Here is a 25,169-nt window from a genome sequence, read left to right as displayed (position 1 = left end):
GCGGCAGGTAATGACAACATCGGCTTAGGTAACGCAGGGTGTAGGTAAGAGGCCCGAGTCGACACCGGAGTCGACAGCCGGACGGCGTCCGGGCTCGTCGGGGCCAACCGTTGCAGCAGCCGCATCGCTCCGCATCCTCGCGTCTCACACCGATGTGGTTTATGGTGCTCGCGTGCAGGAGGCTCGCCGGCGTCAGGTGGTCCGCCCGCTGTCGCGGGCCGCGGTCCGCGGCTGCGCCCGCCCGGGCTGTCCGACCCCCGCGGCCGCGACACTGCGCTTCAGCTACGGCGCTCGCAAAGCGGTCCTGTCCTCGCTGACGCCCCAAGCCGAACCCGAGGCCTACGACCTGTGCATCCACCACGCCGATCGCAGCCGCCCTCCCCGTGGCTGGGAGCTCCTCGACGGCCGTGAGGTCCCGCCCGTCGCCACCACGGATCCCGCGGAAGGTGGGGCGGTTGGCGGCGCGCGCCCCGCGCTGGGTGGCCTGCGCATCGTCGAGGTGCTGGCTGCCGCGCTCGGCCGGGGCGGCGACCCCACCGCCGCGCTCGGCGGGGACGGCGATCCCGCCGCCGCACCGGGCGACGAGGTCTCGGAAGCTGCGCAGGCCACCAGCCGGCACGACCCAGTCGACGAGCGACGCGGGGCCGCGCCGACCGATCTCCCGCCCGGCTTCCCACGCGCTCGGGCGTGGTGACAGGGCTCGCGGCCAGCCATGCACCCTGGCTGGCCAGTCCACCCTGGCTGTCACCTGGCCAGGCCACCCCTGACCTGGCCAGTCCACCCTGGCTGTCACCTGGCCAGGCCACCCCTGACCTGACCAGTCCACCCTGGACTGTGGCTGCTGTTGTTTCCTAGGTGCGCGTCGCTACCTAAGATCGGGACGGACTCGGCGCACTCGACGAGCGGGTAGGGCGTGGCGCTCCCTCGGGACCTGGTGGCACAGATCCGTCGGCTCGACCAGTACGACCTCCGCCGGTTGATGATCCTGGTGCGCGGTCTGCTCCTCCACGCCGACGGCCCGGTCATGCGCGACGAGACCGCCTCCGCGCCGACCGCGAAGGTGACCTACCGCCAGGAGCACGTTCGTTGCGGCAAGGACCGTTGCCGCTCGTGCCCGCACGGGCCGTACTGGTACGCGTACTGGCGCGAGGACGGCCGCACCCGGTCGCAGTACATCGGTCGCCACCTGCCGGGTCAGCCGCCGACCCCAGTGGTGCCTGAGGTGGAGCGACGCTCCCGCTGAAGCCCCCGTGGCCGCGCGGTCGGGTGCGGCCGTACAGTAGGTCCCAGGGGCGTACAGTCCACACATCCTGGAGGAGGGCACCGTGCCGGTCGACCTCGACGCGATCTTCAAGGCCTACGACGTGCGCGGCACGGTGCCCGACCAGCTCGATGCCGGCTTGGTTCGGCGCATCGGCGCCGCGGCCGCCCGGGTCCTGGACGGGGACACGATCGTCGTCGGCCGCGACATGCGGCCGTCGTCGCCGGAGCTCGCCGCGGCGTTCGCCGACGGCGCCACCTCGCAGGGCGTGGACGTCGTCCACGTGGGCCTCGCCTCGACCGACATGCTGTACTTCGCCAGCGGTCACCTCGACGAGCCGGGCGCGATGTTCACCGCCAGCCACAACCCGGCCAAGTACAACGGCATCAAGATGTGCCGCGCCGGCGCGGTCCCCGTCTCGATCGACACCGGGCTGGCGCGTATCCGCGACCTCGTCGCCGACGGCGACCTCGACCCCCAGGGGGAGCCCGGCCAGGAGCGCGAGCAGGATCTGCTGGCCGCCTACGCCGAGCACGTGCGCTCGTTCGTCGACCGAGACGCGCTGTCGTCGCTGACGGTGGTCGTCGATGCGGCCAACGGCATGGCCGGCCACGTTGCGCCCGCCGTGTTCGAGGGGCTGCCGTTCGACATCGTCCCGATGTACTTCGAGCTGGATGGGAGCTTCCCCAACCACCCGGCCGACCCGTCCGACGTGCGCAACCTGGCCGATCTACGCGCCGCGGTCACCGATCACGGCGCTGACATCGGCTTCGCCTTTGACGGCGACGCCGACCGCGCTTTCGCCGTCGACGAGCGGGGCGAACCGGTGCGGCCATCGCTGTTCGCCGCCGTGGTCGCCGACCGGATTCTGCAGAAGGAGCCCGGCTCCACGGTCCTGTACAACCTGATCTGCTCCAAGGTCGTCCCCGAGACGATCACCGCCGGCGGCGGGAAGGCGGTCCGCACGCGTGTCGGCCACTCGTTCATCAAGGCCCGCATGGCGGAGACGGGGGCCGTGTACGGCTGCGAGCACTCGGGGCATTACTACTTCCGGGACAACTACCGGGCGGACTCAGGGTTGGTCGCGGCTCTGCTGCTGCTGGAGGCCGTGTCGTTGAGCGGCCAGCCCCTGTCGGAGGTCGTGGCACCCTACGACCGCTACCCCCAATCCGGGGAGATCAACTTCGAGGTCGACGACCAGGACGCCACGTTGGAGCGGGTCGCCGACGTCTTCGGCGCCCGCGGCGAGCTGGATTGGACGGACGGCCTCACGGTGCAGCTAGAGGAGGTCGACACAACCGGCCAGTGGGGATGGTTCAACCTGCGTCCCAGCAACACCGAGCCGTTGCTGCGGTTGAACGTGGAGGCGGCCGCGGCCGACGCGATGGAGCAACTCCGCGACGAGGTCGCCGCACTCGTCGACGAGCAGGGCTGACCGGCGGCGCACGCGAGGAGGACCCCGTGCAACTCGACCCACAGCTGCTCCAGATCCTGATCTGCCCCGACTGCCACGGGCAGGTGGAGCACAAGGAACGGCGCAACCTGATCATCTGCCAGCAGTGCGGCCTGCAGTACCCCGTCCGAGACGGCATCCCCGTGATGCTGGTCGAGGAGGCGACCAAGCCCTCACGCCGCGCCGGCGCGTGAGCCGCGTCGAGCTAGCCGGCCTCGACTCCGCCGGGATGCTCGCCACGGTGGAGGCTTCGCCCCGCCAGTGGGCGGAGGCGGTCGCGCGTGCCCGGCAGGCACCGCCACCGCCGGTGTCAGCCGACGACGTCCGTGCGGTCGTGTTGATCGGCATGGGAGGCTCGGGGATCGCCGCGGACGTCGCGGTCGTGGCCGCCGCCGAACACGGACGCGTCCCGGTCATCCCCGTTAAGGGCTACGAGCTGCCCGGCTGGGTCGGGCCCGACACGCTCGTGGTCGCCGTGAGCTACTCGGGCTCGACCGAGGAGACCCTCGCCGCGTGCGACGCCGCGGGGGCCGTGGGCGCCCCCCGCTACGCCGTCACCGCCGGGGGAGAGCTGGCTCGACGGGCCGCCTCTGAGGGCTTCCCGACCGTGTCCGTCCCCGCCGGTGGTCAGCCCCGTGCCAACATGCCCAGCCTCACGGTGGCGGTGCTGGCCGGTCTCGAAGCGGCCGGCCTGCTCGACGGGATGGTCGACCAGCTCGCCAGCGTCCCCGACCACCTCGTTGCGTGCCTGGATCGTTGGGCCGCGGCCGACCCCGTCGACGACCTGGCCGCCGCCCTGGATGGTCTCATCCCCGTCTTCTACGGGGCGCGCGGGTGGCCTGCGGTGGTGGCGTTGCGTGCCAAGTGCCAGGTCAACGAGAACGCCAAGCGGCCGGCGTTCTGTCACGAGCTACCCGAACGCGACCACAACGAGATCGTGGGGTGGGGCGCCAACAGCGACGCCGGCGCCCGCTTCGCGATCGTCGACGTGCGCAGCCCCGCTGATGAGCATCCCCAGGTGCGGCGACGCTTCTCGATCATCCGCCGGTCGCTGAGCGACCGGGTCGGCACACACCTCACCATCCAGATGGAAGGTGACAGCTCGGTCACCCGGTTCGCCGCCGGGGTGCTGCTCGTGGACCTGCTGTCGGTCCGGCTCGCCTACCTCGGGCGTGAGGACCCCACACCGGTCCGCGCGATCGAGGCGCTGAAACGGCGGCTCGCAGAGCCATCCCCGTGAACCGGCGCGCGCTCGGTGTCGTCGCCGTCCGCGTCGAACGGGTCCGGACGCCCCGGGTGGGGGCGCGGTGAGGGCTGTCCACAGCCGCCGCGTGGAACGAGCAGCGTCGCGGCCACCAGCCCCGCATCCTGGGCAGCGTGCTGCGACGGCTCGCCGATGTGCTCGTACCCGCCCGCTGCGTCGCGTGCGGTGCCCGCGGGGGCCCGCCGTGGTGCCCGCCATGCGCTCAACAGGCCAGCCGCCACCGTCTGCCCCGCCGATGCGCCCGCTGTGGCGACGGCCGTTCTCCGCACCGCTGCTGGGACGAGCACGCCCCGGTCGTCGCCACCTACGCGACGTTCAGCTACGCCGGGCCGGTCGCCGCGGCGATCGTGGCCGGGAAGGCGGCGGGTGTCTGGTCGGTGTGGCCTGGCCTCGGGGAGCTGCTCGCGGCGCTCGTTTGCAGGACGCTGGCCGCGCCGGTCGATGCCGTCACGTGGGTGCCGTCCGATCGGTCGCGGCTCCGCCAGCGCGGCTTCGACCACGCGGCGCTGCTGGCCGCACCCGTCGCGGCGGCCGTTCACCGGCCGCTGGTCCCCGCGCTGCGGGCTGCCGGACCGCGCCGGGATCAGTCAGGCTTGCCCACGGCGTCGCGCCGCATGCTGTCCGCGGGGACCTACAGGGCCTGCGCACGGCTCGGCGGGGCGCGGCTGCTGGTCGTCGACGACGTCCTCACCACCGGCGCGACGCTGCACGTGGTGGCCGCCGCGTTACGTGAGGCCGGTGCCGCGGAGGTGGCGGTGGCGGTCGTGGCCAGGGCTGGCGCCCACCGGCTCGGTCGGCTGGCAGGGGCACCGCACACGCCGGTCCCCGGACATGGCCTGGGCTAGACTCGGCGACGGGTCGGTCGGCCTTGACCGCCGGTCGGTCCCCGAGATCTCGAGGAGGCACACGTGCCCGACGAGCGCATCCGCGTCCTCATCGCCGACGATCACGAGCTGTTCCGCCGGGGCCTGCGGATGGTGCTGGAAGACGAGGAGGACATCGAGGTCGTCGGGGAGGCGGGCGACGGGGCCGACGCGGTCGCGTTGACGTCCGAGACCGTCCCCGACGTCGTGGTGATGGACGTGCGCATGCCCGAGGTGTCGGGCATCGACGCGACCGCGCAGATCAAAGAGGAGTTGCCGCACACCAAGATCCTCATGTTGACGATCAGCGACGAGGAGGACGACCTGTACGAGGCCATCAAGGCCGGCGCGAACGGGTACCTGCTCAAGGAGATCTCGATCGACGAGGTGGGCGACGCGGTCCGCTCCGTCCACGGTGGGCAGTCGCTGATCAGTCCGTCGATGGCTTCCAAGCTCCTCGACGAGTTCGCTGCGATGGTGAAGAAGGAGGAGGACAAGGAGCAGGTCCCCGCACCGCGGCTCACGCCGCGCGAGATGGAGGTCCTCCAGCACGTCGCGCAGGGCATGAACAACCGCCAGATCGCCAAGGCCCTGTTCATCTCCGAGAACACGGTCAAGAACCACGTGCGCAACATCCTCGAGAAGCTGCACCTGCACTCGCGGATGGAGGCCGTGGTCTACGCGGTCCGCGAGAAGCTGCTGGAGATCTGACCGGGCCATCGTGCGATCAGCACGCGGGTCGCCAACGGTCCGGCCGGATCGAACCGTCCCGCGACGCACGCCACGTTCAAGACGTCGTCCCCCACGGTCGACATCCCACCCGTGGATCCGCACCCGCCAGGAGACGACTACTTCGTCGGCGTCCCACCGACGCTCCCCAGCCTCCCCAGCCAGGGCGTTGTGGCCCCACACCGGGCGGCGCAGGGCAGCCGGCGCGGACGGGATCTGCTGGCAGTCACCATCCTGGCGGCGTTGGCGGTCGCGGCGCTGGCGCTGGCGTGGAACCGGGCTTCGCTCGCTGGCTGGTCGCCCCCGGTTCCCGGGCTGGCCTCGGATGCCGCCGGCCAGGGCACCTACCGTTTCGAGTACGTCCACTCCGACGGCGCACCGCTGCGGTGGGATCCGTGCACCCCGATCCGCTACGTGACCAACCTCACCCGCGCCCCGTACCCGACGGCGCTCGCTGACGTCCAGGCCGCCCTGTCACGGGTCACCGACGCGACCGGCCTGACGTTCACGTTCGCCGGCGAGACCGACGAGCCGCCGCACGACGAACGAGACCCCGTACAGCCGGACCGGTACGGCAGCGCCGATTGGGCGCCGGTCCTGATCTCCTGGACCGATCCCGCACAGGTTCCGTCGTTGCAAGGACCGGTCGTCGGTGTCGCCCAGATCGTTCCGGCCGGCGCTCAGCCGGGGCTCGTCTCGGGCGCGATCTACCTCGACGCCACAGACACGCTGCGTCCAGGCTTCGGGACCGGACGGTCGTGGGGGACCGTGCTGCTGCACGAGGCCGGGCACCTGGTCGGTCTGGGTCACGTGGATGACGAGCGCGAGATCATGCATCCCGGAGGTGAGCGTGGCCGGGCTGCCGCGACCGTCCGGTGGGGCGTGGGTGACAGCACCGGCCTCCGCCAGCTGGGCCTGGAGTCGGGCTGCCAGCGGTCGCCGCAGCCACCACCCGTCGCGCGCCTGCGTGCCTGATCGAGCACCCGGCCGTGCCGCACGTACCATGGGAACGCGTTGACGCTGGTACGCGTCGACCCTCGACGTCCGTCTGATAGATGTGCACCTGATCGAAACATCCCTGCTCCAGAAGGTCGAAGCCGATGGTCCTCAACAAGCTCCTCCGCCTCGGCGAGGGTCGCACGGCGAAGCAGCTGCAGCGCATCGCCGATGCGGTCCTCGCCGCCGAGGGCGATGTCGTCCAGCTGTCCGACACCGAGTTGAGGGCCAAGACCGACGAGTTCAAGCGGCGGCTGGCCGACGGTGAGACCCTCGCCGACCTCGAGGTCGAGGCCTTCGCGGTCGTCCGCGAGGCCGCCTGGCGCGTCCTGGCTCAGAAGCCGTTCCCCGTGCAGGTCTTCGGCGCGTGCGCCCTGCACGACGGCAACATCGCCGAGATGAAGACCGGTGAGGGCAAGACCCTCACCTCGACCATGCCGGTGTACCTCAACGCCCTGGCAGGCAAGGGCGTCCACATCGTCACCGTCAACGACTACCTCGCCAAGCGCGACTCCGAGTGGATGGGTGCGGTGCACCGCTTCCTGGGACTGACCGTTGGCCTCGTCCACGCCCAGCAGTCACGTGAAGACAAGGTCACGGCCTACTCCACCGACATCACCTACGGCACCAACAACGAGTTCGGCTTCGATTACCTGCGCGACAACATGGCGTGGGACGTGCGGATGCAGGTCCAGCGGGGCCACAACTTCGCGTTGATCGACGAGGTCGACTCGATCCTGGTCGACGAGGCCCGCACCCCGTTGATCATCTCCGGCCCGGCGGAGCAGTCCGCCCAGTGGTACCAGATCTTCGCCCGGCGGGTGGTTCCCAACCTCAGCCGCGGCGAGGAGGACCCGCGTACCCACGAGACCACCGGCGACTACGTCGTCGACGAGGCCAAGCGCACCGTGGCGATCACCGAGGACGGTGTCGCCAAGGTCGAGAAGATCCTGGGGGTGGACAACCTCTACGAGTCGGTGCACACCTCGCTCGTGCACCACCTGCTCAACGCGCTGAAGGCCAAGGAGCTGTTCAAGCGCGACGTCGAGTACCTGGTCCGCGACGGCGAGGTCAAGATCGTCGACGAGCACACCGGTCGCGTGCTCGAGGGCCGGCGCTACTCCGAAGGTCTGCACCAGGCCATCGAGGCCAAGGAGGGTGTGCGGATCAAGGAGGAGAACCAGACGCTCGCCACGATCACCCTCCAGAATTACTACCGGATGTACGACAAGCTCGCGGGCATGACGGGGACCGCCAAGACCGAGGAGCTGGAGTTCAAGGAGATCTACGACCTGGGCGTGGTCGTGGTTCCCACCAACAAGCCGATCATCCGGGCTGACAAGGCCGACCTGATCTACAAGACCGAGCGTGCCAAGTTCGAGGCGGTCGTCGAGGACATCGCCGCCCGCTACGACCGGGGCCAGCCCGTCCTGGTCGGCACCGTCTCCATCGAGAAATCCGAGCGTCTGAGCGAGATGCTCCGCCGCCGCGGCGTCTCCTATCAGGTCCTCAACGCCAAGCACCACGAGAAGGAAGCCCACATCATCGCCCAGGCCGGCCGCAAGGGCGCGGTCACCGTCGCGACCAACATGGCGGGGCGCGGGGTGGACATCATCCTGGGAGGCAACCCCGAGGAGATGGCCAAGGACGAGGTCGCCATGCTCGGCCCCGAGGCCTCCGAGGGCGAGCGCGAGCGTGTCTTCCACGCCGCCTTCGACCGCTTCAAGGCCAAGTGCGCCGACGAGCGCCAGGAGGTCCTCGACGCCGGCGGTCTGTACGTGCTGGGCACCGAGCGCCACGAGTCGCGGCGCATCGACAACCAGCTGCGGGGCCGGTCGGGACGGCAGGGAGACCCCGGCGAGTCGCGGTTCTACCTGTCGCTCGAAGACGACCTCATGCGGCTGTTCAACGCGGAGGCGGTCGATCGGATCATGACCCGGTTGAACGTGCCCGAGACGGTGCCGATCGAGCACAAGCTGGTCACGCGGGCGGTCGGCAACGCTCAGCGCCAGGTCGAGTCACGCAACTTCGACATTCGCAAGAACGTCCTGAAGTACGACGACGTGATGAACAAGCAGCGCGAGGTCGTCTACACGCAGCGCCAGAAGCTGCTGGAGGGCGATCCTGAGGCGGTCGAGGAGATCGCCGCCACGTTCATCGAGGACGCCGTCCGCAACGCCGTGGACCTGTACGCCCCGCCCGGGGTGTTCCCCGAGGAGTGGGACCTGGAGATGCTGCGGCGCGAGCTCGAGCAGATCTTCCCGCTCGGCTACGACCTCGACGGGCTGGACCTCGAGACCGTCGACCGCGACAAGTTGACCGAGAACATGATCGACGACGCCTTCGGCGCGTACGAGCTGCGCGAGCAGGAGGTCGGCGCCGAGATCATGCGGGAGGTCGAGCGCAGGATCATCCTCACGATCGTCGACCGCAAGTGGCGTGAGCACCTGTACGAGATGGACGCACTCCGCGACGGGATCGGTCTGCGCGCGGTGGGCCAGCGCGACCCGCTCACCGAGTACCAGCGTGAGGCCTACGAGAGCTTCGTCGCGATGATGTACGGGGTGCGGCACGAGGCCGCGACGTACTTCTTCCATGTCCCGATCGAGCGTGAGGAGGCGCCCGCAGCGGCGCAGGCGCAGACAGACGGCGCCGCTGGGCGAGCCACGCAGCTGGCGCGCGAAGCGGTGATGCGAGAGCCCGCCCCGACCGGTGACGGCCAGCCCGACGCGGACGCCGCGGGCGACATCGCGGCGACGCAGGCGGCCGCGGAGGCAGCCGGAGTGAAGTTGCCCGAGTTGCCCAGGGAGGATCGTGGGAAGCAGCTGACGTACGTGTCGTCGGCGTCGTCGTCGCCCCGCTCGATGACGCCTGCTGGCGGGGCGCAGCCGACGGCGACTCAGGGCTCGGTGGAACGCACCGAGGAGGGGCGCACGGTCCGCCAGCTACAGGCCGGTGGGCAGCGCACGGTCCAGGACAAGGTCGGCCGGAACGACCCGTGCCCGTGCGGATCGGGCCAGAAGTACAAGAGGTGCCACGGAGCCTGAACATCGGTCGGATGGTGGCCGGCTCACCGCTGGCGGAGGCGCCGTGGCCGCGAAACCTCCAGGTGCCCTCCCACATCACCGTCAGGAGGACCTGGCAGGTCCCCCTGTCTGGCTACGGCTGGCGGCCGCCCGAGAACTCGGCACCGGCCACCGGGGCTGCCCGCGTGCGCGAGTGCATCGACCTGGCCGCGGCCGACCGCCCACGGTCTTCGGGGCGGGCCAGCTCGACGACTCGCCACGCGTGGCGGTAACGCTCCAGGCGGATCGCCAGCACGCCGACACGGCGGCCGCGGCGGACCACGATCGCGGCGTCGCAGACGTCGGGGGTCGGGCACGTGGCGCGCACCGCGACGATGGCGTCAGCGGCGGGCCCGGGCCCTGGCCGCCGCGCGATCTCCGACAGTCGTACCTGCAGAGCCGGGGCGAGCACGGGTGCCAGTTGGGCCACAGGCCGCCGCCCGGCCTCGATCTCCAGGAACGTGAACGCCACCGCGCGAGCCAGTCGCAGGGGGTCGGGGTGGCCGGCGGCGGGTCGCTGTGGCCGCCTCCTGCGCGAGGGGATCGGTTGCGCACCGACGCTCATGAGGGCGCCTCCGGGGTCGCGGCGGCGTGGGGAGTGCGCCGGGCAGGTGGCTGGCCGGCGACGACGAGCTCGCCGAGGTGTTCACGCAGCCACAGGCGGTGTTCGCGCGGGGCGGTGGCGGACGGGGCGACCGCCACGGCCGTGACCCGCAGCGGCCAGCCGTCGCTCCGATCGAGAGAACGGACGTCCACGTCGGCGTAGCCGGCCGAGACCAAGGCCGCGCCCGCATCGGCCAGCAGGGTTTCGTCGTCCACAGGCTCCCAGTTGGGCGGGTCCGCGGTCAGCTCGGGCGGTGAGAGCCACCACGGCTCGCCCGCCGGGCGGGCGCCTGTGGCGTCGAGGCGGACGGGAACCGCGACCCGAACCGGTCGTGCGCCGGTGTACTCACCGTCGGCCACGTCGAGCAGCACGCCGACGACCGTGACGACGGCGAGGTCGGGTGACGGCAGATCGACCGAGGCCACCGCCAGATGCTCGACGTAGGCGGTCGTGCCGGCTGGTTGGAACGGCAACGGCAGATCTGGGCCGACCTCACCGAGCCAGCCCCGGGCGACCAGGACCGCGGTCGCCGCCGCCTCCGATGGGCCGGGAGTCACCCGCGGACCGAACCGCAGGATCTCGGTGGTCGCCCGCGTCGCCGGATCGGTCGTTGCGACGTCTTCCCCGGCCAGCGAGGCCTGGGAACCGTTGGTGGCGTCCTCTCCGGCCAGCGACGCCTGGGACCCGTTGGTGGCATCCACCTCGGTCAGCCCGGTCCGTGGGTCCGGCGCGGCCGATTCACCGGGAGTGGGTTGCAGATCGGACGCGACCGGCCCGGACGGCCGGAGCAACAGCAATGCGACCACCGCCCACGGTGCGGTGGCTGCCACGAGCAGCCACCGGCCGCGACGCGGTCCAGCCGGGGTCGGGTCCTCGAGGATGTCCCACCGTGGATCCTGCGCGCCGCCGCCGAACCCGGCCGGGGTCTGCGCCCCCGTCTGCGCCCCAGCCCTGGACGCGGCCGATCGTTGTGGCTCGCTGCCGTGCCCGGAACTCGTGACAGTTCCCGGTTGTTGCGCGTGGCTGTTCATGGCCGCGCGTCCCGGAGGGGGCCGGTCCCGCCGCCGATGGCAGCGGTGGGACCGGCCCCAGTGCGGCGGCGTCCGGCGGTGGGGGGCAGGGGGCCGCCGGGTCGCGCGACGCACACGTCGCGAGGTCGAGTCAGGCGACGACCGCACCGGCCGTCGCGTCGGGCCGCGCGCAGGCCGCGTGGCAGTGGTCGATCAGCGTCGCGGGAAGCGATGCGTGCCACATCGAGCTCCTCGGTCGGTCGTCGCTCGGTTGTTCCTTGTTGGACCGTCTTACACCATGCAATCTCTGGTCGCAACTTGTAGCTCAGGAGCGGGGCCCATGGGAAGCCGACGGACGGGAGGGATGTGGAATGACGCGCCCCGGCCTATGGCTATCCTGGATCGTGGGCCGTCGGACGACGTCGAAGCGCGCGGAGCCGCCTGAACGGCCGTCGCACGCAGGGCCGCACGCAGGCCGCACGCGACCCCAAGCACCGTCGAGCGCGTGGAGGATGGATGAGCGACCGCACGAGCGCGGGCGACCAGGGCCCCGTCCGCCAGGAGCTCACCGAGCGAGCGCGTCAGCGGCTGTTCGAGGAGCAGGCCCTTCCCTACCTCGATCGGCTGTACGGCGCAGCCCTGCGCTACACGCGCAACCCCGCCGACGCCGAGGATCTCGTCCAGGAGACGTTCGCCAAGGCCTACGACAAATTCCACCAGTACGAACAGGGCACCAACCTGCGCGCGTGGCTGTACCGCATCCTCACCAACACCTACATCAACCAGTACCGCAAGCAGCAACGGCGTCCCGACGAGTACCCCCAAGAGGATGTCGGGGAGTTCTCGCTCTACGACTGGCTCGCCGGGGCGGGCGCTTCCGCCGAGCACGAGGTGCTCGACGTCATCACCGCCGATGAGGTGAAGCAGGCCCTCGCCGACCTTCCCGAGCAGTTCCGCATGGCGGTGTACCTCGCCGATGTGGAGGGCTTCTCCTACAAGGAGATCGCCGACATCATGGGGACGCCGGTCGGCACGGTGATGTCGCGTCTGCACCGGGGAAGGAAACAGCTCGAGAAGGCGTTGGCCGAGTACGCGCGTGAGCGCGGGATCCTGGGACGGGATGCCGCCGAACGTGTGTGATCGAGGACGACATCGCCGGGGGACCGACCGTGAGCGACGCAGGACGTGGCAGTGACGGCAGCATGAGGGTCGACTGTCCTGAAGCGCTCGAGCGCCTCGAGAGGTACCTCGATGGTGAACTGGACGACGCGCAGATCGCCGACATCTCGATGCACCTGGCTCGGTGCTTCCCGTGCGGGGATCGCGCCGAGTTCGAGCGCCAACTTCGTGAGGTGATCCGCACCCGCGCCGCCGAGACCGCCCCCGCTGGGCTGTTGGAGAGGGTCCGGGGGCGTTGCCGCGAGACCGCCGTCCTGCGGGAGGCTGCCGCAGAAGCCTGAACCGGGGCCGGTAGCATCGCCGGCTCCGCGTCACTGCGGACCGGACGGCGAGAGGGCTGGGTGTGGACGCCCCTACGCGCGACACGATCCTGGTGACCGGCGGGGCCGGCTTCATCGGCTCGAATCTGGTCGACCGACTCCTGGCCGAGGGCCGCGACGTGGTCGTCGTGGACGACCTGTCAACCGGTCGACTGGCGAACCTGGCCGCCGCCCGTGCTCACGGCGGGGGCCGTTTCGAGTTCCAGCGGCTGGACATCACGTCCGGCGCGTTGGAGGCGGTCGTCGACAAGCACCGCCCCGACGTGATCATGCACCTGGCGGCCCAGATGAACGTCCGTGCCAGCGTCGCCGACCCCCAGCACGACGCGCGGGTCAACATCCTGGGAACGATCGAGGTGCTCGAGGCCGCCCGTCGCTACGGGACCCGCAAGGTGGTGTTCGCCACGTCGGGCGGGTGCGTCTACGGCGAACCGCCGGAGGAGGAGCTGCCCATCCCTGAGGACCACCTCGGGTACGCGCACTCCCCGTACGGGGCCAGCAAGCGCTCCGCCGAGGACTACCTGCGCACCTACCGCGAGCTGTACGGCCTCGCCTGGACGTCGCTGGCGCTGTCCAACGTCTACGGCCCCCGGCAGGACCCCTACGGGGAAGCGGGGGTCGTGGCGATGTTCACCGATCAGATGCTCGCGAGTCAGCCGGCGGTGATCTACGGCGACGGCGAGCAGACCCGCGATTTCGTCTACGTCGACGATGTGGTTCACGCCTTCGTCCTGGCGATGGAGCGGGGCGACGACGCGCGGTTCAACATCGGGACCGGGGAGCGCACCAGCGTCAACCAGCTGTTCCGGGCGCTGGCCGCCGCGACCGACTACCCCCACGATCCCGTCCACGCCCCGGAACGCCCCGGTGAGCTGCGACACAACGCGCTGGACTGCCGCAAGGCCGCCCAAGGGCTGGGATGGAAGCCGTGGACCACGCTGGAGGAGGGGCTGGCGGCGACCTTGCAGGGGGCGGCGGACGCAACCCCGGCCTGACCGCCCTTGGCGCCAGCGTCGTGGCCGGCCCGGGGGCCGTCATCGGCTGTCCGCGCGACCCACTGCATGCCACCCGGAGGGTTACGCTGTGTGACGCCAACGCGGTCCGACGGTGAGGAGCGAGCGGTGGCGTCGTACGCCGAGGAGGTCGGGACCCGGCTTCGCCGCATCCGGATGCAGCAGGGGCTGTCCCTCCAGGACGTCGAGCGGCGCTCGGGAGGGAAGTGGAAGGCCGCTGTGGTCGGGTCCTACGAGCGCGGCGATCGCAACATCAGCGCGGCCCGACTGTGCGAGCTCGCCGAGTTCTACGGGGTCTCTCCCACCGAGGTGCTGCCTCAGGAGGATGCGCCCCGCCCCGTCGAGCACGCGCAGGCGATGGTGATCGACCTGTCAAAGCTCGACACGTCCGACCGCTGGTCGGGCGTGCGCAGGTACTGCGAATCGATCCAGGTGGAACGGGGCGACTTCAACCGCCAGGTCCTGTCGGTGCGCGCGGACGACCTACGGGCGCTCGCGGTGATCATGGGCACCCGCCCCGACACGCTCGTCGACGTGCTCCGCCAGGAGGGGATCCTCCTGGACCGCTGACCGGGACAACCGGCGGTCACGGGTGCCTCACCGCCGGGCCGGCGGCACCGCCATCGTCCAGCGCCGACGGCCGCGGCCCCCCACGTCGCTCGACCGGTGAGCGGTAGGTCATCAGGTGGTGGACCAGCGGGAGCAGTCCGGCCGCCAGCAGGATGTCGCCCACCGAGATCACCGTGCGCAGCGGTGCCACCGGGACGACGTCCGCGAGCCAGCGCAACCGCGTCGTGTCGGTCAGCAGCTGGTGCTTGCCGGCCACGATGCGCGCCCCGCCGAGTCCCGCCGCTGCCATCGCGTCCGGATCGACCGGCATCGCGCCGTTCGCGGCGATTACGACCGCGTTGGCGAACAACCCGAGGAAGATCAGAGGCATCCCCCGGCGGTACCGGTTCGCGGTGATCCATCCCAGGACCAGCGCTTGACTGGCCAGCACCGTTGCGGTCGACGCCCAACCGTGTGTTCCCGACGCAGCGAACACGTCGACGGCGACCTGCAGCCCCAGCCCCGGGAACAGCAGCCAGTTCCAGCGGAGGTCGGCTTCGGCGATCCGGTCCAGTCGCCCACCCCGGGCGACAGCGGTCGCGATCGCGACGACGAGGACCACCACGGTGAATGGCACCCGGGCACCTTCCTCCGCTCGCGCGCGAACGATACAGTCGACTCCAGGACACCTTCGTGGAGGAGGAACCGATGACCGTCGCCGCACGTCCCCTCGACACCCGTGAGGCTCGCCGCGTCATCCCACGGCGCCGTGTGCGTGACCGCCTCCAGGATCGCATCCCCCGGGCCTGGTGCGTCGCCGCGGCGGTGACCTGGGCGGTGCTGTTGAGCGTGGCCGTCGCGCTCGAGCCGGGAGCCGACGATCCGGCCGCGATCCCCAGCGCGGTCGACGCGCTGATCGCGACCGTCCTGTTCGGTGGGCTCTTCGCCGCCGCCGCTGGGCTCGGCAGCCGTCGACGGATCGGGTTCGCTGCATCCTTCGGCGCCGCGCTCCTGCTGCTCGGCGCGACCCTGGCATGCCCGGCGACCGGGCACCACGAGCTGGCCGGGTGGTGGTACGCGCAGTTGGCCGCCACCGGCGGGTTGGTGGGCATGAGCGGCTACGGCCTGTGGCGCGCGCCCCGCTCGTCTGACTGATCCTTTGGCCCGGCGGCGCGATCACCATCCCGACGGGGTGGCGCGCGACGTGCTGTAGGCTCGGGCGATCATGTCCTCCCCTGGATCCGGAAGACGCCCTCGCGACCCACGCCGTCCCGCCGGTGACGACCGCGTGCGCGAACTCGCACGTCCACTGGAGCAGGTCATGCGCCGCCTTCCCGAGGTGGAGCGCCGCGTCGTCGAGCTCCGCATGGGGCTCGTGGACGGCCACCCTCGCAACCTCGCCGACACCGCCCGGGGCCTGGGCCTCACCGTGCAGGAGGCCAAGGAGATCGAACAGCGCGCCTTCGACCGGATCCGCGAAGTCGTCCCGCTCGAGCGCCTTCAGAAGCTGCTGAACAGCTAGATGTCGTCACTCGCCGAGCTGGTCAAGGTCCGCGCGGGGCTGTCCGACGACGCGCTCGATCACCTGCAGGCACTGGTCTCGGACTGGCAGATCCTCGCCGATCTGTCGTTCGCGGACCTGCTGTTGTTCTGCCGGACGCCCGACGAGCAGCTGATCGTCGTCTCCCAGATGCGGCCCTACACCGCACAGACCTTGTACCACGAGGACCTCGTGGGTCGGATCTTCCTGCCCGAGCAGCGCCCCACCGTCCTGCGCTGTTTCAAGGACGGGCGCATCGTCCGCGACGGCGACCCCGACTGGTCCACCGGCGTTCCCGTCCGCGAGGAGGCCATCCCCGTGTGCCTCGACGGTGGGGTCCTCGCCGTCGTCACCCGCGAGGCGAACCTGTCCATGGTGCGCTCGCCGTCCCAGCTGGAGCTGACGTACCTGCAGACGGCCGGCGAGCTGGCCCAGATGCTCGCTGAGGGCCACTTCCCGTTCCCGAGTGAGGATCACGAGCGGGAGCTGGCACCCAGAGTCGGCGACGGCCTCATGCGCGTGAACCCGACCGGCATGGTCGTCTACGCCAGCCCCAACGCGATCAGCGCGTACCGCCGCCTGGGCGTGGTGGACAACATCGTGGGGCGCCACCTCGCTGAGTTCGACCTCGACGACGAGGCGGTCAGCGAGGCGCTCGCCGACGGCGAGCCGCTGGAGAGCGAGGTGGAGGCCCGCGGGGCCGTCGTACTGCGCCGTCTGATCCCACTGGTGCGTGGGACCGACGTGCTCGGTGGGCTGATGATCATGCGGGAGGTCACCGAACTGCGCCGGCACGAGCGCCTGCTGCTGTACAAGGACGCGACGATCCGCGAGATCCACCACCGCGTGAAGAACAACCTCCAGACGGTGGCGTCCTTGCTCCGGCTGCAGTCGCGCCGACTCGCCAGCGAAGAGGGCCGGGAAGCGTTGGGGGAGTCCGTGCGTCGCATCTCGTCGATCGCGCTGGTCCACGAGACGCTGTCCCAGGAGAGCCGCCAGCGGGTCTCGTTCGACAAGGTAGCCCAGCCGCTGATGGACATGCTGGCGTCGGGGCTGGCCGACCCCGACCGTCGCGTCAAGATGTCTCTGATCGGCTCGGCCGGGGAACTTCCCGCAGAGGTGGCGACACCGCTGGCGCTGATCCTGTCGGAGCTGGTGCAGAACAGCCTGGAGCACGGCTTCTCGGACGGCAGCGGCGGGGGAGACGTCGAGGTCGTGCTGCACCGGGGGCAGGCGAGCCTGCGGCTCACGGTGTGCGACAACGGGGTCGGCGTCGACGAGGGCTGGCGGCTGGAGAGCGACGCCAACCTGGGCCTGCAGATCGCGAACACGCTGCTGGTGACAGAGCTGGGCGGGCGCCTGGACGTCCGCCGCACGAGCCCTGAGGGCGGCACGACCTGCATCGCTCAGCTGCCCCTGCCCGGTGCCGGGGCCGCTGTCGTCTAGAACCCGTCCGGCGCCGCGGAGGCGGCCGGGTCGCCGCGTTCCAACGAGGGATCCGAGGTTTGACCGGCCGCCGAGGCGCGCACGACCGCGAAGGCGACCAAGCCGGCTATCGCGATCGCCGCGACGATCAGCACCGTCCCCCGCCAGCGGCTGGGGACCGTCGGCTCGCGCGGAACGGCGAACGTGGGACCGTACAGCTCATCGCCGCGACCGTCTCCGACCGGTTGTGGCTGCTGCCGCGGCGGGGCGGTCAGACGTGTCCGTGAACGCAAGGCTGCCACCGTCACGCCGGCCGGGTGGCTGAACGCAGCGGCGGTCGCACGTCAGCTGTCAGCTGGCGATGCGGCGACGCTGACGCTGGCGCTGGCGCTTGAGCGTGCGCCGCTCCTCCTCGGTCAACCCACCCCAGACGCCCGCGTCCTGGTTGGTGCTGAGGGCGAACTCGAGACACGGCTCGCGGACGTCGCACCGGGCGCACACCTGTTTGGCTGTCGCCGCCTGGTCGACCGCGGGTCCCGTCGTCCCGACTGGAAAGAACAGCTCGGGATCCTGGTCCATGCACGCTGCTTGGGTGCGCCAATCCATCGTCGACCTCCGCGTGAGGGTGCGGCTTGCGGGGGACGGCCCGCGCTTGTGAAAGGTTTCTCGAAGCTCGGCCCGGGACTCTAGTCACGTGTCGCGCCAGCGACAAGGGCCTGCGACACCCCCGTCGTGATCCCGTGCGCGTTCCCTCGACAAGCGCTCGCGTGGGATCGCTCGTCACGCTGAACCGGTCGGCGCCGGGCTCGGTGACGCGGTCGCCGAGTCGGGAGCGGTCGTCTCCGTCCCCGGCGCCGCGCTGCTCTCCGCCGGGTCGGGTTGGGAACCTGCCGACGGGCTCTCGGCCGACCCTCCGGTCGGCGTCCGGGTCGTATCGGTCGTGCCGCCGGTCGGTGGCGGGGCCGACTCGCCCACGGGAGGAGCGGTCGAACCCTCCGGCGGGCTCTGCGTCCCCTCTGGCGTGCCGGAGCCAGCGGTCTCTCCGCCATCGGGGGGACCGCCCGGCTCGGGTCGCGTCGGGGCCGGTGGCGGCGGCGGCGGCGGAGGCGGTGACGGGCAGGTGCCGGTGGGAACCAGGATCCGCGGCATCGTGCGGATCTCTCCGGGACACCACGGTGCTGCGCGCAGGCCCGTCTCAGGGTCAATCTCGACCGCGACCTGGTACTCCTCGGGCAGAACGAAGCCGGTCGGGGTCATCCCGGCCAGTGCCTGCTCCATGAACGCGCGCCAGATCCGGGCCGGCCAGCTTCCACCGGTGACCACTGCTTCGCCGTCGATGTGGCGCAACGGCCGGCGACTCGGCTCGTTGGGGTAACCCATCCACACGGCGGTGGCCAGCTCGGCGGTGTACCCCACGAACCACGCGTCGGTGTACCGGCTGGTCGTCCCGGTCTTGCCGGCGACCTCCCAGCCGGGGAGGCGGGCCCGCACGCCGGTGCCGTCCTCGACCACGGCCCGCAGCATCTGCGTGGCCAGCCAGGCGACCCCGGGATCGATCACGCGGCGTGGCGTGCGGTCGGGGCGCCAGATCACGTTTCCGCGGGCGTCCTCGACCCGGTCGATCGGGGAGGCCGGGGCGCGCATGCCGAGGTTGGCGAGCGTGGCGTACGAGGCCGCCATCTCCAGCGGCGACACACCGACTTCGGTGCCGCCCAGGGCGATGGCCGGGTTGCTCCCCAGGGGCGACGCGACGCCCAGCGCCCGCGCCGCTGCCACGACACGGCCGATGCCGATGTCCAGCGCGATCCGCGCGTAGGCGCCGTTCACCGACGAGCGGGTGGCCTGGTCGAGGGTGATGGGACCGTAGTTGGCCCGGTCGTAGTTGCGGACCCGCCACCGGTCCTGGTCGCTGGGACCCTCGTTGATCCGGAACACGCCCTGGTCGCCGTTGACGACGGTCGTCGGCCGGTAGCCGGCGGTGAGCGCAGCGACCAACACGAACACCTTGAACGTCGAGCCGGGCTGGCGTCGGCCCAACGTCGCGAGGTCGAACTGGCTCGAGTGGTAGTCACGGCCTCCGACGGAGGCACGGATCGCTCCGGTATCCGGCTCGATCGCGACCAGGGCCACCTCGGGATCGCCCGCGTCGGCGAAGAAGCGGCGGGTCGATGCCTCCGCCTTGGCCTGCATCACCGGATCCAACGTCGTGTGGATGCGCAGGCCCCCGCCGGACAGCAGCGCTGCCCGGTCTGCCTCGCTGGACCCGAAGGTGGGTTCGCGTCGCAACGTGCGGACGACGAAGTCGACCCAGTACGGCTGGACGGTGGCTGGCGACGCTGGCCGCGGCTGCACCTGCACCGGCGTGGACAGGGCCGCCTCGACGTCCTCGACCCCGACCAGAGACTCCTCGCGCATCGCGCGCAGAACCTGGTCACGGCGGGCCGTGGCTGCCTCTGGGGCCTCGGAGGGGTCCAACGTCTCGGGCGCGCGGATCACCGCGGCCAGCAGCGCCGCTTCCGGCAGGGTCACCTCCGAGACGTCTTTCCGCCAGTAGGTGGAGGCGGCCGCCTGAACCCCGAACGCTCCGTTGCCGAAGTAGACGGTGTTGAGGTACTCCTCGAGGATCCGATCCTTGGACCACTGCCGCTCCAGGTCGCGCGCCAGCAACGCCTCGCGCGCCTTGGTCCGGACGTTGCGCGGCGCGTCGGGCAGATACAGGTTCTTGACCAGCTGCTGGGTGATCGTCGACCCGCCCTGCTCGACCTGACCTTCGCCGACGTTGCGCAGCGCGGCGCGGGCGATGGCGCGCGCGTCGATGCCGGCATGGACCCAGAACCGCTTGTCCTCGGCCACGACGACCGCATCGCGGAGGACGGCGGGGATGCGGTCGAGCGCGACACGCTCGCGGAACTCGGACCGCAGGACCGCCAGCTGGTTGCCGGCGGCGTCGTACACGTAGGACTGCTCGGGCGGGCGGCGGGGCGCCTCGCCGATCCGGGGGGGGTCGAGCGTGACGACCTCGCCGCAGGCCGAGGCGATCATCGCGGCGATGACCACCGCCGCGCAGTGGCGCACGCGGTGGCGCCAGCTGCGCACGTTCGGCCTTCCGTCGACGGGTCGCTGCGAACGGTAACCCAGCTCCCGACCGCGTCCTGCGGTCAGCAACCGGTCAGGATCGGGTGCTGGCCTTCAGCCCAGCGCCTCCTCGAGGTCGGCGCACAGGTCGTCGACGTGTTCGATCCCCACCGATAGTCGCAGCAGGTCGTCGGGGACCTCCAGCGGCGAGCCGGCAACCGACGCGTGCGTCATCACGCCGGGATGTTCGATCAGGCTCTCGACGCCTCCGAGGGACTCCGCGAGGAAGAACAGCCGGGTCGAGCGGGCGATCCGCCTGGCCTCGTCCGCGCCGCCGTGGACCTGGAACGAGATCATCCCACCGAAGTCGCGCATCTGGCGGGCCGCAACCTCGTGACCCGGGTGGCTCGGGAGGCCCGGGTAGTAGGTGTGCCGCACGTTGGGGTGAGCGGCGAGGACGTCGGCGATCACCCGGGCGTTGGCGCAGTGGCGTTCCATGCGCAGCGCGAGCGTCTTCACCCCTCGTAGGGCGAGGAAGCAGTCGAACGGACCGGGCACGGCCCCGGCCGCGTTCTGCAGGAAGGCGATCTCGCCGGCGGTGTGGGCATCGGTGCACACGGCCCCGCCCACCACGTCGGAGTGTCCTCCGATGTACTTGGTCGTCGAGTGCACCACCACGTCCGCCCCGAGCTCCGCGGGGCGCTGCAGGAAGGGCGTCGCGAACGTGTTGTCGACGATGAGCTGCGCGCCGTGGCGGTGGGCGAGGTCGGCCAGCGCGGCGACGTCGCAGACGTTCAGCAGGGGGTTGGAGGGGGTCTCGGCCCACACCAGGCGCGTGCGGTCGGTGAACGCGGCGGCCACCGCATCGAGGTCGGTGATATCGACGGCGGTGTAGGCGACACCGGTTCGCGCCAGGACCTGTGCGACCAGCCGCCAGGTCCCGCCGTACACGTCGTCGGTGAGGATCAGGTGGTCGCCGGGATCTAGTCGCCGCAGCACCGCGTCGGTCGCTGCCATCCCCGAGGCGAACGCCACACAGCGTTCGGTGCCTTCCAGGCTGGCCAGGCAGTCCTGCAGGGCCGTCCGCGTGGGGTTGCCCGTGCGGGCGTAGTCGTACCCGCGGTGCTCTCCCACGGCGTCCTGCGCGAACGTGGACGTCTGGAAGATCGGGACGATCACCGCCCCGGTGGTCGGCTCGGGTTGCTGGCCGACGTGGATGGCGCAGGTCTCGAAGTGCATCCGCGCTCTCAGCCGCCGACCCGGTCAGGATCGGGCCGCGAAGGCGCTCGTTCCTTGGCCGTCCGCAAGCCGTCGAGGAGCCGCGCGAGGGCGTCGTCGTCGAACGCGGAGCGGACCCGCGGGAACAGCTCGTCTTCCTCCTCGTACAGGTGGTGCAGGAGGTTCTCGGCGAGGACCTCGACCTTGGCGTCGAACTGCTCGTGCGTCGCGTCGAGGCCGTCGAGCTCCGCCATCACGACCTCGATGACGTGGTGCTCCTCGATCTCCTCGCGGATGTCCTCCTCGACATGTGGGACGTCGCGCATCACCACGGGGTAGAAGGCCTCCTCCTCCATGGCTGAGTGCCGCACCACCGCGGCGATCAGCTCGTCGATCACCTCTCGCTTGGTGGCGTGGTCATCGGGGTCGATCTCCTCGTAGCGGTCCAGCAGCGCCCGGAAACGATCGTGGTCCTGCTGGATGAAGTCGAGTGCGTCCATGCTCGTAGCTCCTACCACCTCCGCTAGCTCCTACCACCTCCGCCGCCGCGACCCTACGCCCCGGATCCGCACGCCGCGGTTGTCCGTTCAGCGCTGGGTGGCCAGGAACGACAGCAGATCCGCACGGGTGAGCACCCCGATCGGCCGCTCGTCATCGATCACGACCACGGCAGGGCTGCCGGCCGCCAGATCGCTGAACACGTCATCCAGCGGGGCGTCGACCTCGACCACCGGTAGGGGGGGTTGCAACACCTCGATCACCGGTTTCTGCATCACACGCGCGTCCTGCAGGACCGCGTCGAGGACGGCGTTCTCGCGGATCGAGCCGATGACGCCGGCGACCGTCGGTTCGTGCTCTCCTTCGCGGAACACCGGTATCTGGCTCACGCCGAACTCCTTCAACAGCGCGATGGCCTGCGCCACCGTCTCGTAGGGGTGGCAGTGGATCAGCGTCGGGAGGTCATCGGGCTTGGACCGCACCACCTCCCCGACCGAGACCCGGCCGCCCTCGCGGTCCAGGAAGCCGTGCTCGGCCATCCAGTGGTCGTCGTACAGCTTGGAGAGGTAGTTGCGACCCGAGTCGGGCAGGAGCACCACCACCGTGTCGTCGGGTTCGCGTTCGTGCGCGACGTCCAGCGCCGCGACCAGCGCGGTCCCCCCCGACCCACCGACCAGGACGCCCTCCTCGCGGGTGCAGCGGCGCGCCATGAGGAACGAATCGCGGTCGGAGACCCGCACGTACCGGTCGACCACACCCGCGTCGAACGTCTCGGGCCAGAAGTCCTCGCCGATGCCCTCGACCAGGTACGGGTGCGCCTCGCCGGTGTAGACCGACCCTTCCGGGTCGGCACCGACCACGTGCACGTCGGGTTTGCGCTGCTTGAGGTAGCGCCCCACGCCGGTGATCGTCCCACCCGTCCCGATCCCGGCGACGAACACGTTGATCAGGCCGTTGGTCTGGCGCCACAGCTCCGGACCGGTCGACAGCTCGTGCGCGACCGGGTTGGCCTGGTTGAAGTACTGGTTGGTCTTGAACGCGCCCGGGGTCTCCCGGGCGATGCGGTCGGACACGGAGTAGTAGGACCGTGGGTCGTCGGGCTCGACCGCGGTCGGGCAGACCACGACCTCGGCACCGTAGGCACGGAGCAGGCTGATCTTCTCCTGCGACATCTTGTCGGGCATCACGAAGATGCAGCGGTACCCCCGGTGCGCTGCGGCGATCGCCAGCCCCACACCGGTGTTCCCCGACGTCGGCTCCACGATCGTCCCTCCGGGCTTGAGCAGACCGCCGGCCTCGGCCGCCTCGATCATCGCGATGCCGATGCGGTCCTTCACCGACCCGCCGGGGTTGAGGAACTCCAGCTTGGCCAGGACGGTGGGTGCCACGTCACGCGCAAGCCGGTCTAGGGCGACCAGAGGCGTGTCGCCGATGAGGGCGACCAGGTCGGGGGCGACCTCGCGGCCCAAGCTGTCCCTGTGCCTGCGTGGGCCGGACAGCGGGTCGTACCCGGCCCCGGCCGTGTCGACGTACAGGGACCGGTCGGTGGGATCGACCACGTCCGCCGGCCGTTCGAGGGGCGTGTCTTCCATGGTGCTGGCTCCTGACCTGGCGCCGTCCCGTCCGTGGCGATCGAGGCCGTGGCGATCGAGGCTAGCGAGCGGGGCGCCGCACGCGGTCGGCCTCGCCACGGCCCGCGCCGAGCCGACCGACGTGACGCCAAGACGGCGACCCTGACGGCCCTGGCCGTGGTCGCCGGCCCCCTTCAGTCCCTCGGCCGGTCGCGGAGGAAACCCTCCAGTCCGGGCAGCGCGAAGGCGACCCGGCCGTACCCGTCGGGTCGGAGCAGGCCACGCTCGATCAGGCGCCGGCGCGCCCAACCCCACTGCTCCGCGGTGCCACCCAGCCGCTCGGCGACCTGCGTCGACCGGCGGGCCGCTGGTTCGAGGTCGGCGACCGCGTCCAGGTATCGGCGCTCGGCGTCTGGCACCTCAGCCAGCCGTGACGAGTAGATGCCCGCGGCCGCACGCCGCCCCGCAGCCACACCGGCTGCCGCGGCGTCGTCACGGATGACGCTGCGTGCCCCCCGGTCAGCGGCGGCGTTCCAGGCCTCGTAGCCCATCAGCTGCACGAAGTAGGGGTAGCCACCGATCGCAGCCACGAGCGTGCCCAGCGCCTCGGGCGTGAACCGCACGCCGCGTTCCTCAGCGGGCACCGTCAGCGCCTCGACGACCGGACCGTCGCCCAAGAGGTCCAGGTCGTGCCGGCGGAGCCGTTCGGCGTACGTCGACGATGCGGCCCGCAGCACCCCCAACGAGTGCGGCAGGCCCGCCACCACCGTCAGCACGGGAAGGTGGGAACCGGGTTCGCGCTCGTGGCGGGCGCTGCGCTGCAGCGCCGCGAACAGCGGACCCATCTGCCCGGCCGGCATGGCGTGGATCTCGTCGACGGTGAGCAGCACGGCCGTCTGCGCCTGGGCTGCCGTCTCGCCCACCGCCTCGAGGACGTCACCCAGGTCGGTTGCGAGGTCGCCCGAACCGCCGCGTCCGGCCGCCGGTTCGACCTCCACGGCGAGCTCGAAGGTGCCGTGTTTGATGCCGAAGGCCGCCAACACCGCCAGCGCCCGGTCGACGTACTCGCCGATGCGGCGGTCGCGGTCGTGGTCCACGAGGACGCGGCGCAGGTCGCGCAGGAGCGGGACCAGCGCGTCACCCGTCCGGGTCGCTTCGACGTCAACCGCCCAGACACCGTTCGCACGCGCCTCGACGACCAGCTCCGCCAGCACGGCCGTCTTGCCCATGCCACGGTCGCCCGACAACAGCCGTGGCTGCTCGTAGATGCCGCGGCGCACCCGGCGCAGGGCCGCCTCGAGGTCGGCGAACTCCGGTTCGCGTCCCGCCAGAGCCGGCGGCACGATCCCGAAGCCCGGCATGTACGGGTTGTCGTCGCGGCTGAGGGCCACGCAGCCTCCGTTCTGCCTGATGCCAACCCTGGATGCCAACCCTGGATGCCAACCCTGGATGCCAACCCTGGATGCCAACCCTGGATGCCAACCCTGGATGCCAACCCTGGATGCCAACCCTGGATGCCAACCCTGGATGCCAACC

The 25,169-nt window shown here is 71.1% G+C and carries 26 protein-coding genes; 16 read left to right on the top strand and 10 right to left on the bottom strand.

Features of this window, described 5'->3' with window-relative positions; translation table 11 throughout:
• The first annotated feature begins 172 nt into the window (after window positions 1–172).
• The 9 genes from KY462_07235 to secA all read left to right on the top strand — a co-directional run bounded on the left by KY462_07235 (window position 173) and on the right by secA (window position 9,613).
• The gene (locus KY462_07235; GenBank protein ID MBW3577520.1) at window positions 173–694 is read left to right on the top strand and encodes a DUF3499 domain-containing protein; all 522 of its coding nucleotides are present in this window, start codon (window positions 173–175) and stop codon (window positions 692–694) included.
• Between the two features lie 219 nt (window positions 695–913).
• Window positions 914–1,243, top strand: coding sequence for a hypothetical protein (locus tag KY462_07230; GenBank protein ID MBW3577519.1), 330 nt, complete (start codon window positions 914–916; stop codon window positions 1,241–1,243).
• 82 nt (window positions 1,244–1,325) lie between these two features.
• On the top strand, window positions 1,326–2,696 hold the full coding sequence (locus KY462_07225) for a phosphomannomutase/phosphoglucomutase (GenBank protein MBW3577518.1): 1,371 nt from the start codon (window positions 1,326–1,328) through the stop codon (window positions 2,694–2,696).
• Window positions 2,697–2,722: 26 nt separating this feature from the next.
• On the top strand, window positions 2,723–2,908 hold the full coding sequence (locus tag KY462_07220; protein MBW3577517.1) for a Trm112 family protein: 186 nt from the start codon (window positions 2,723–2,725) through the stop codon (window positions 2,906–2,908).
• Entirely contained in the window at window positions 2,905–3,954 is a 1,050-nt protein-coding gene (locus KY462_07215) for an SIS domain-containing protein (GenBank protein ID MBW3577516.1), read from the top strand. The genes KY462_07220 and KY462_07215 overlap by 4 nt, the downstream gene beginning before the upstream one ends.
• A gap of 137 nt (window positions 3,955–4,091) precedes the next feature.
• A complete protein-coding gene (locus KY462_07210; protein ID MBW3577515.1) occupies window positions 4,092–4,823 on the top strand; it encodes a hypothetical protein in 732 nt (243 codons plus the stop codon).
• A gap of 129 nt (window positions 4,824–4,952) precedes the next feature.
• A complete protein-coding gene (locus tag KY462_07205; protein ID MBW3577514.1) occupies window positions 4,953–5,552 on the top strand; it encodes a response regulator transcription factor in 600 nt (199 codons plus the stop codon).
• A 111-nt stretch (window positions 5,553–5,663) separates the two neighbouring features.
• Window positions 5,664–6,545 carry a matrixin family metalloprotease gene (locus tag KY462_07200; protein ID MBW3577513.1) on the top strand — a complete coding sequence of 294 codons (882 nt, stop codon included), beginning with the start codon at window positions 5,664–5,666 and terminating at the stop codon, window positions 6,543–6,545.
• 125 nt (window positions 6,546–6,670) lie between these two features.
• Window positions 6,671–9,613 carry a preprotein translocase subunit SecA gene (secA, locus tag KY462_07195; protein MBW3577512.1) on the top strand — a complete coding sequence of 981 codons (2,943 nt, stop codon included), beginning with the start codon at window positions 6,671–6,673 and terminating at the stop codon, window positions 9,611–9,613.
• Window positions 9,614–9,725: 112 nt separating this feature from the next.
• Here secA and KY462_07190 read toward each other — a convergent pair whose 3' ends face one another.
• Window positions 9,726–10,196, bottom strand: coding sequence for a hypothetical protein (locus KY462_07190; protein MBW3577511.1), 471 nt, complete (start codon window positions 10,194–10,196; stop codon window positions 9,726–9,728).
• Window positions 10,193–11,065, bottom strand: a complete 873-nt coding sequence (locus tag KY462_07185) for a hypothetical protein (protein MBW3577510.1) — start codon at window positions 11,063–11,065, stop codon at window positions 10,193–10,195. The genes KY462_07190 and KY462_07185 overlap by 4 nt, the downstream gene beginning before the upstream one ends.
• 696 nt (window positions 11,066–11,761) lie before the next feature.
• On the opposite strand from KY462_07185, the gene KY462_07180 reads away from it, so the two are divergent.
• From KY462_07180 to KY462_07165, 4 genes are all read left to right on the top strand, one after another.
• Window positions 11,762–12,385: a sigma-70 family RNA polymerase sigma factor gene (locus KY462_07180; GenBank protein MBW3577509.1), complete on the top strand. Its 624-nt coding sequence runs from the start codon at window positions 11,762–11,764 to the stop codon at window positions 12,383–12,385.
• Between the two features lie 62 nt (window positions 12,386–12,447).
• On the top strand, window positions 12,448–12,705 hold the full coding sequence (gene rsrA / locus KY462_07175; GenBank protein ID MBW3577508.1) for a mycothiol system anti-sigma-R factor: 258 nt from the start codon (window positions 12,448–12,450) through the stop codon (window positions 12,703–12,705).
• Between the two features lie 86 nt (window positions 12,706–12,791).
• A complete protein-coding gene (locus KY462_07170; protein MBW3577507.1) occupies window positions 12,792–13,739 on the top strand; it encodes a GDP-mannose 4,6-dehydratase in 948 nt (315 codons plus the stop codon).
• A 66-nt stretch (window positions 13,740–13,805) separates the two neighbouring features.
• On the top strand, window positions 13,806–14,327 hold the full coding sequence (locus KY462_07165) for a transcriptional regulator (GenBank protein ID MBW3577506.1): 522 nt from the start codon (window positions 13,806–13,808) through the stop codon (window positions 14,325–14,327).
• A 16-nt stretch (window positions 14,328–14,343) separates the two neighbouring features.
• On the opposite strand, the gene KY462_07160 is transcribed toward KY462_07165, so the two are convergent.
• On the bottom strand, window positions 14,344–14,943 hold the full coding sequence (locus tag KY462_07160; GenBank protein MBW3577505.1) for a DUF5317 domain-containing protein: 600 nt from the start codon (window positions 14,941–14,943) through the stop codon (window positions 14,344–14,346).
• 71 nt (window positions 14,944–15,014) lie between these two features.
• On the opposite strand from KY462_07160, the gene KY462_07155 reads away from it, so the two are divergent.
• The 3 genes from KY462_07155 to KY462_07145 all read left to right on the top strand — a co-directional run bounded on the left by KY462_07155 (window position 15,015) and on the right by KY462_07145 (window position 17,292).
• Window positions 15,015–15,461, top strand: a complete 447-nt coding sequence (locus KY462_07155; GenBank protein ID MBW3577504.1) for a hypothetical protein — start codon at window positions 15,015–15,017, stop codon at window positions 15,459–15,461.
• Between the two features lie 133 nt (window positions 15,462–15,594).
• Window positions 15,595–15,828, top strand: a complete 234-nt coding sequence (locus KY462_07150) for a hypothetical protein (GenBank protein MBW3577503.1) — start codon at window positions 15,595–15,597, stop codon at window positions 15,826–15,828.
• The gene (locus KY462_07145; protein MBW3577502.1) at window positions 15,829–17,292 is read left to right on the top strand and encodes a PAS domain-containing sensor histidine kinase; all 1,464 of its coding nucleotides are present in this window, start codon (window positions 15,829–15,831) and stop codon (window positions 17,290–17,292) included. It abuts the gene before it with no gap.
• On the opposite strand, the gene KY462_07140 is transcribed toward KY462_07145, so the two are convergent.
• From KY462_07140 to KY462_07110, 7 genes are all read right to left on the bottom strand, one after another.
• Window positions 17,289–17,564, bottom strand: coding sequence for a hypothetical protein (locus tag KY462_07140; protein MBW3577501.1), 276 nt, complete (start codon window positions 17,562–17,564; stop codon window positions 17,289–17,291). The genes KY462_07145 and KY462_07140 overlap by 4 nt on opposite strands.
• 58 nt (window positions 17,565–17,622) lie before the next feature.
• The gene (locus KY462_07135) at window positions 17,623–17,877 is read right to left on the bottom strand and encodes a WhiB family transcriptional regulator (GenBank protein ID MBW3577500.1); all 255 of its coding nucleotides are present in this window, start codon (window positions 17,875–17,877) and stop codon (window positions 17,623–17,625) included.
• A 174-nt stretch (window positions 17,878–18,051) separates the two neighbouring features.
• Complete coding sequence (locus KY462_07130; GenBank protein MBW3577499.1) at window positions 18,052–20,367, bottom strand: PBP1A family penicillin-binding protein; 2,316 nt, start codon at window positions 20,365–20,367, stop codon at window positions 18,052–18,054.
• Window positions 20,368–20,460: 93 nt separating this feature from the next.
• Entirely contained in the window at window positions 20,461–21,585 is a 1,125-nt protein-coding gene (locus KY462_07125) for a cystathionine gamma-synthase (GenBank protein ID MBW3577498.1), read from the bottom strand.
• A gap of 8 nt (window positions 21,586–21,593) precedes the next feature.
• Window positions 21,594–22,064 (bottom strand): hemerythrin domain-containing protein, encoded by a 471-nt coding sequence (locus KY462_07120; GenBank protein ID MBW3577497.1) that lies wholly within the window; start codon window positions 22,062–22,064, stop codon window positions 21,594–21,596.
• 87 nt (window positions 22,065–22,151) lie between these two features.
• On the bottom strand, window positions 22,152–23,654 hold the full coding sequence (locus tag KY462_07115) for a cystathionine beta-synthase (GenBank protein ID MBW3577496.1): 1,503 nt from the start codon (window positions 23,652–23,654) through the stop codon (window positions 22,152–22,154).
• Between the two features lie 173 nt (window positions 23,655–23,827).
• Entirely contained in the window at window positions 23,828–25,024 is a 1,197-nt protein-coding gene (locus KY462_07110; protein ID MBW3577495.1) for an ATP-binding protein, read from the bottom strand.
• Between the last annotated feature and the right edge of the window lie 145 nt (window positions 25,025–25,169).

It is taken from the genome of Actinomycetota bacterium (assembly GCA_019347675.1).
In the GTDB taxonomy this organism is placed as follows: domain Bacteria; phylum Actinomycetota; class Nitriliruptoria; order Nitriliruptorales; family JAHWKO01; genus JAHWKW01.
The sequence above is the reverse complement of the archived record's forward strand: the minus strand, read 5'-3'. Positions and strand labels throughout refer to the sequence as shown.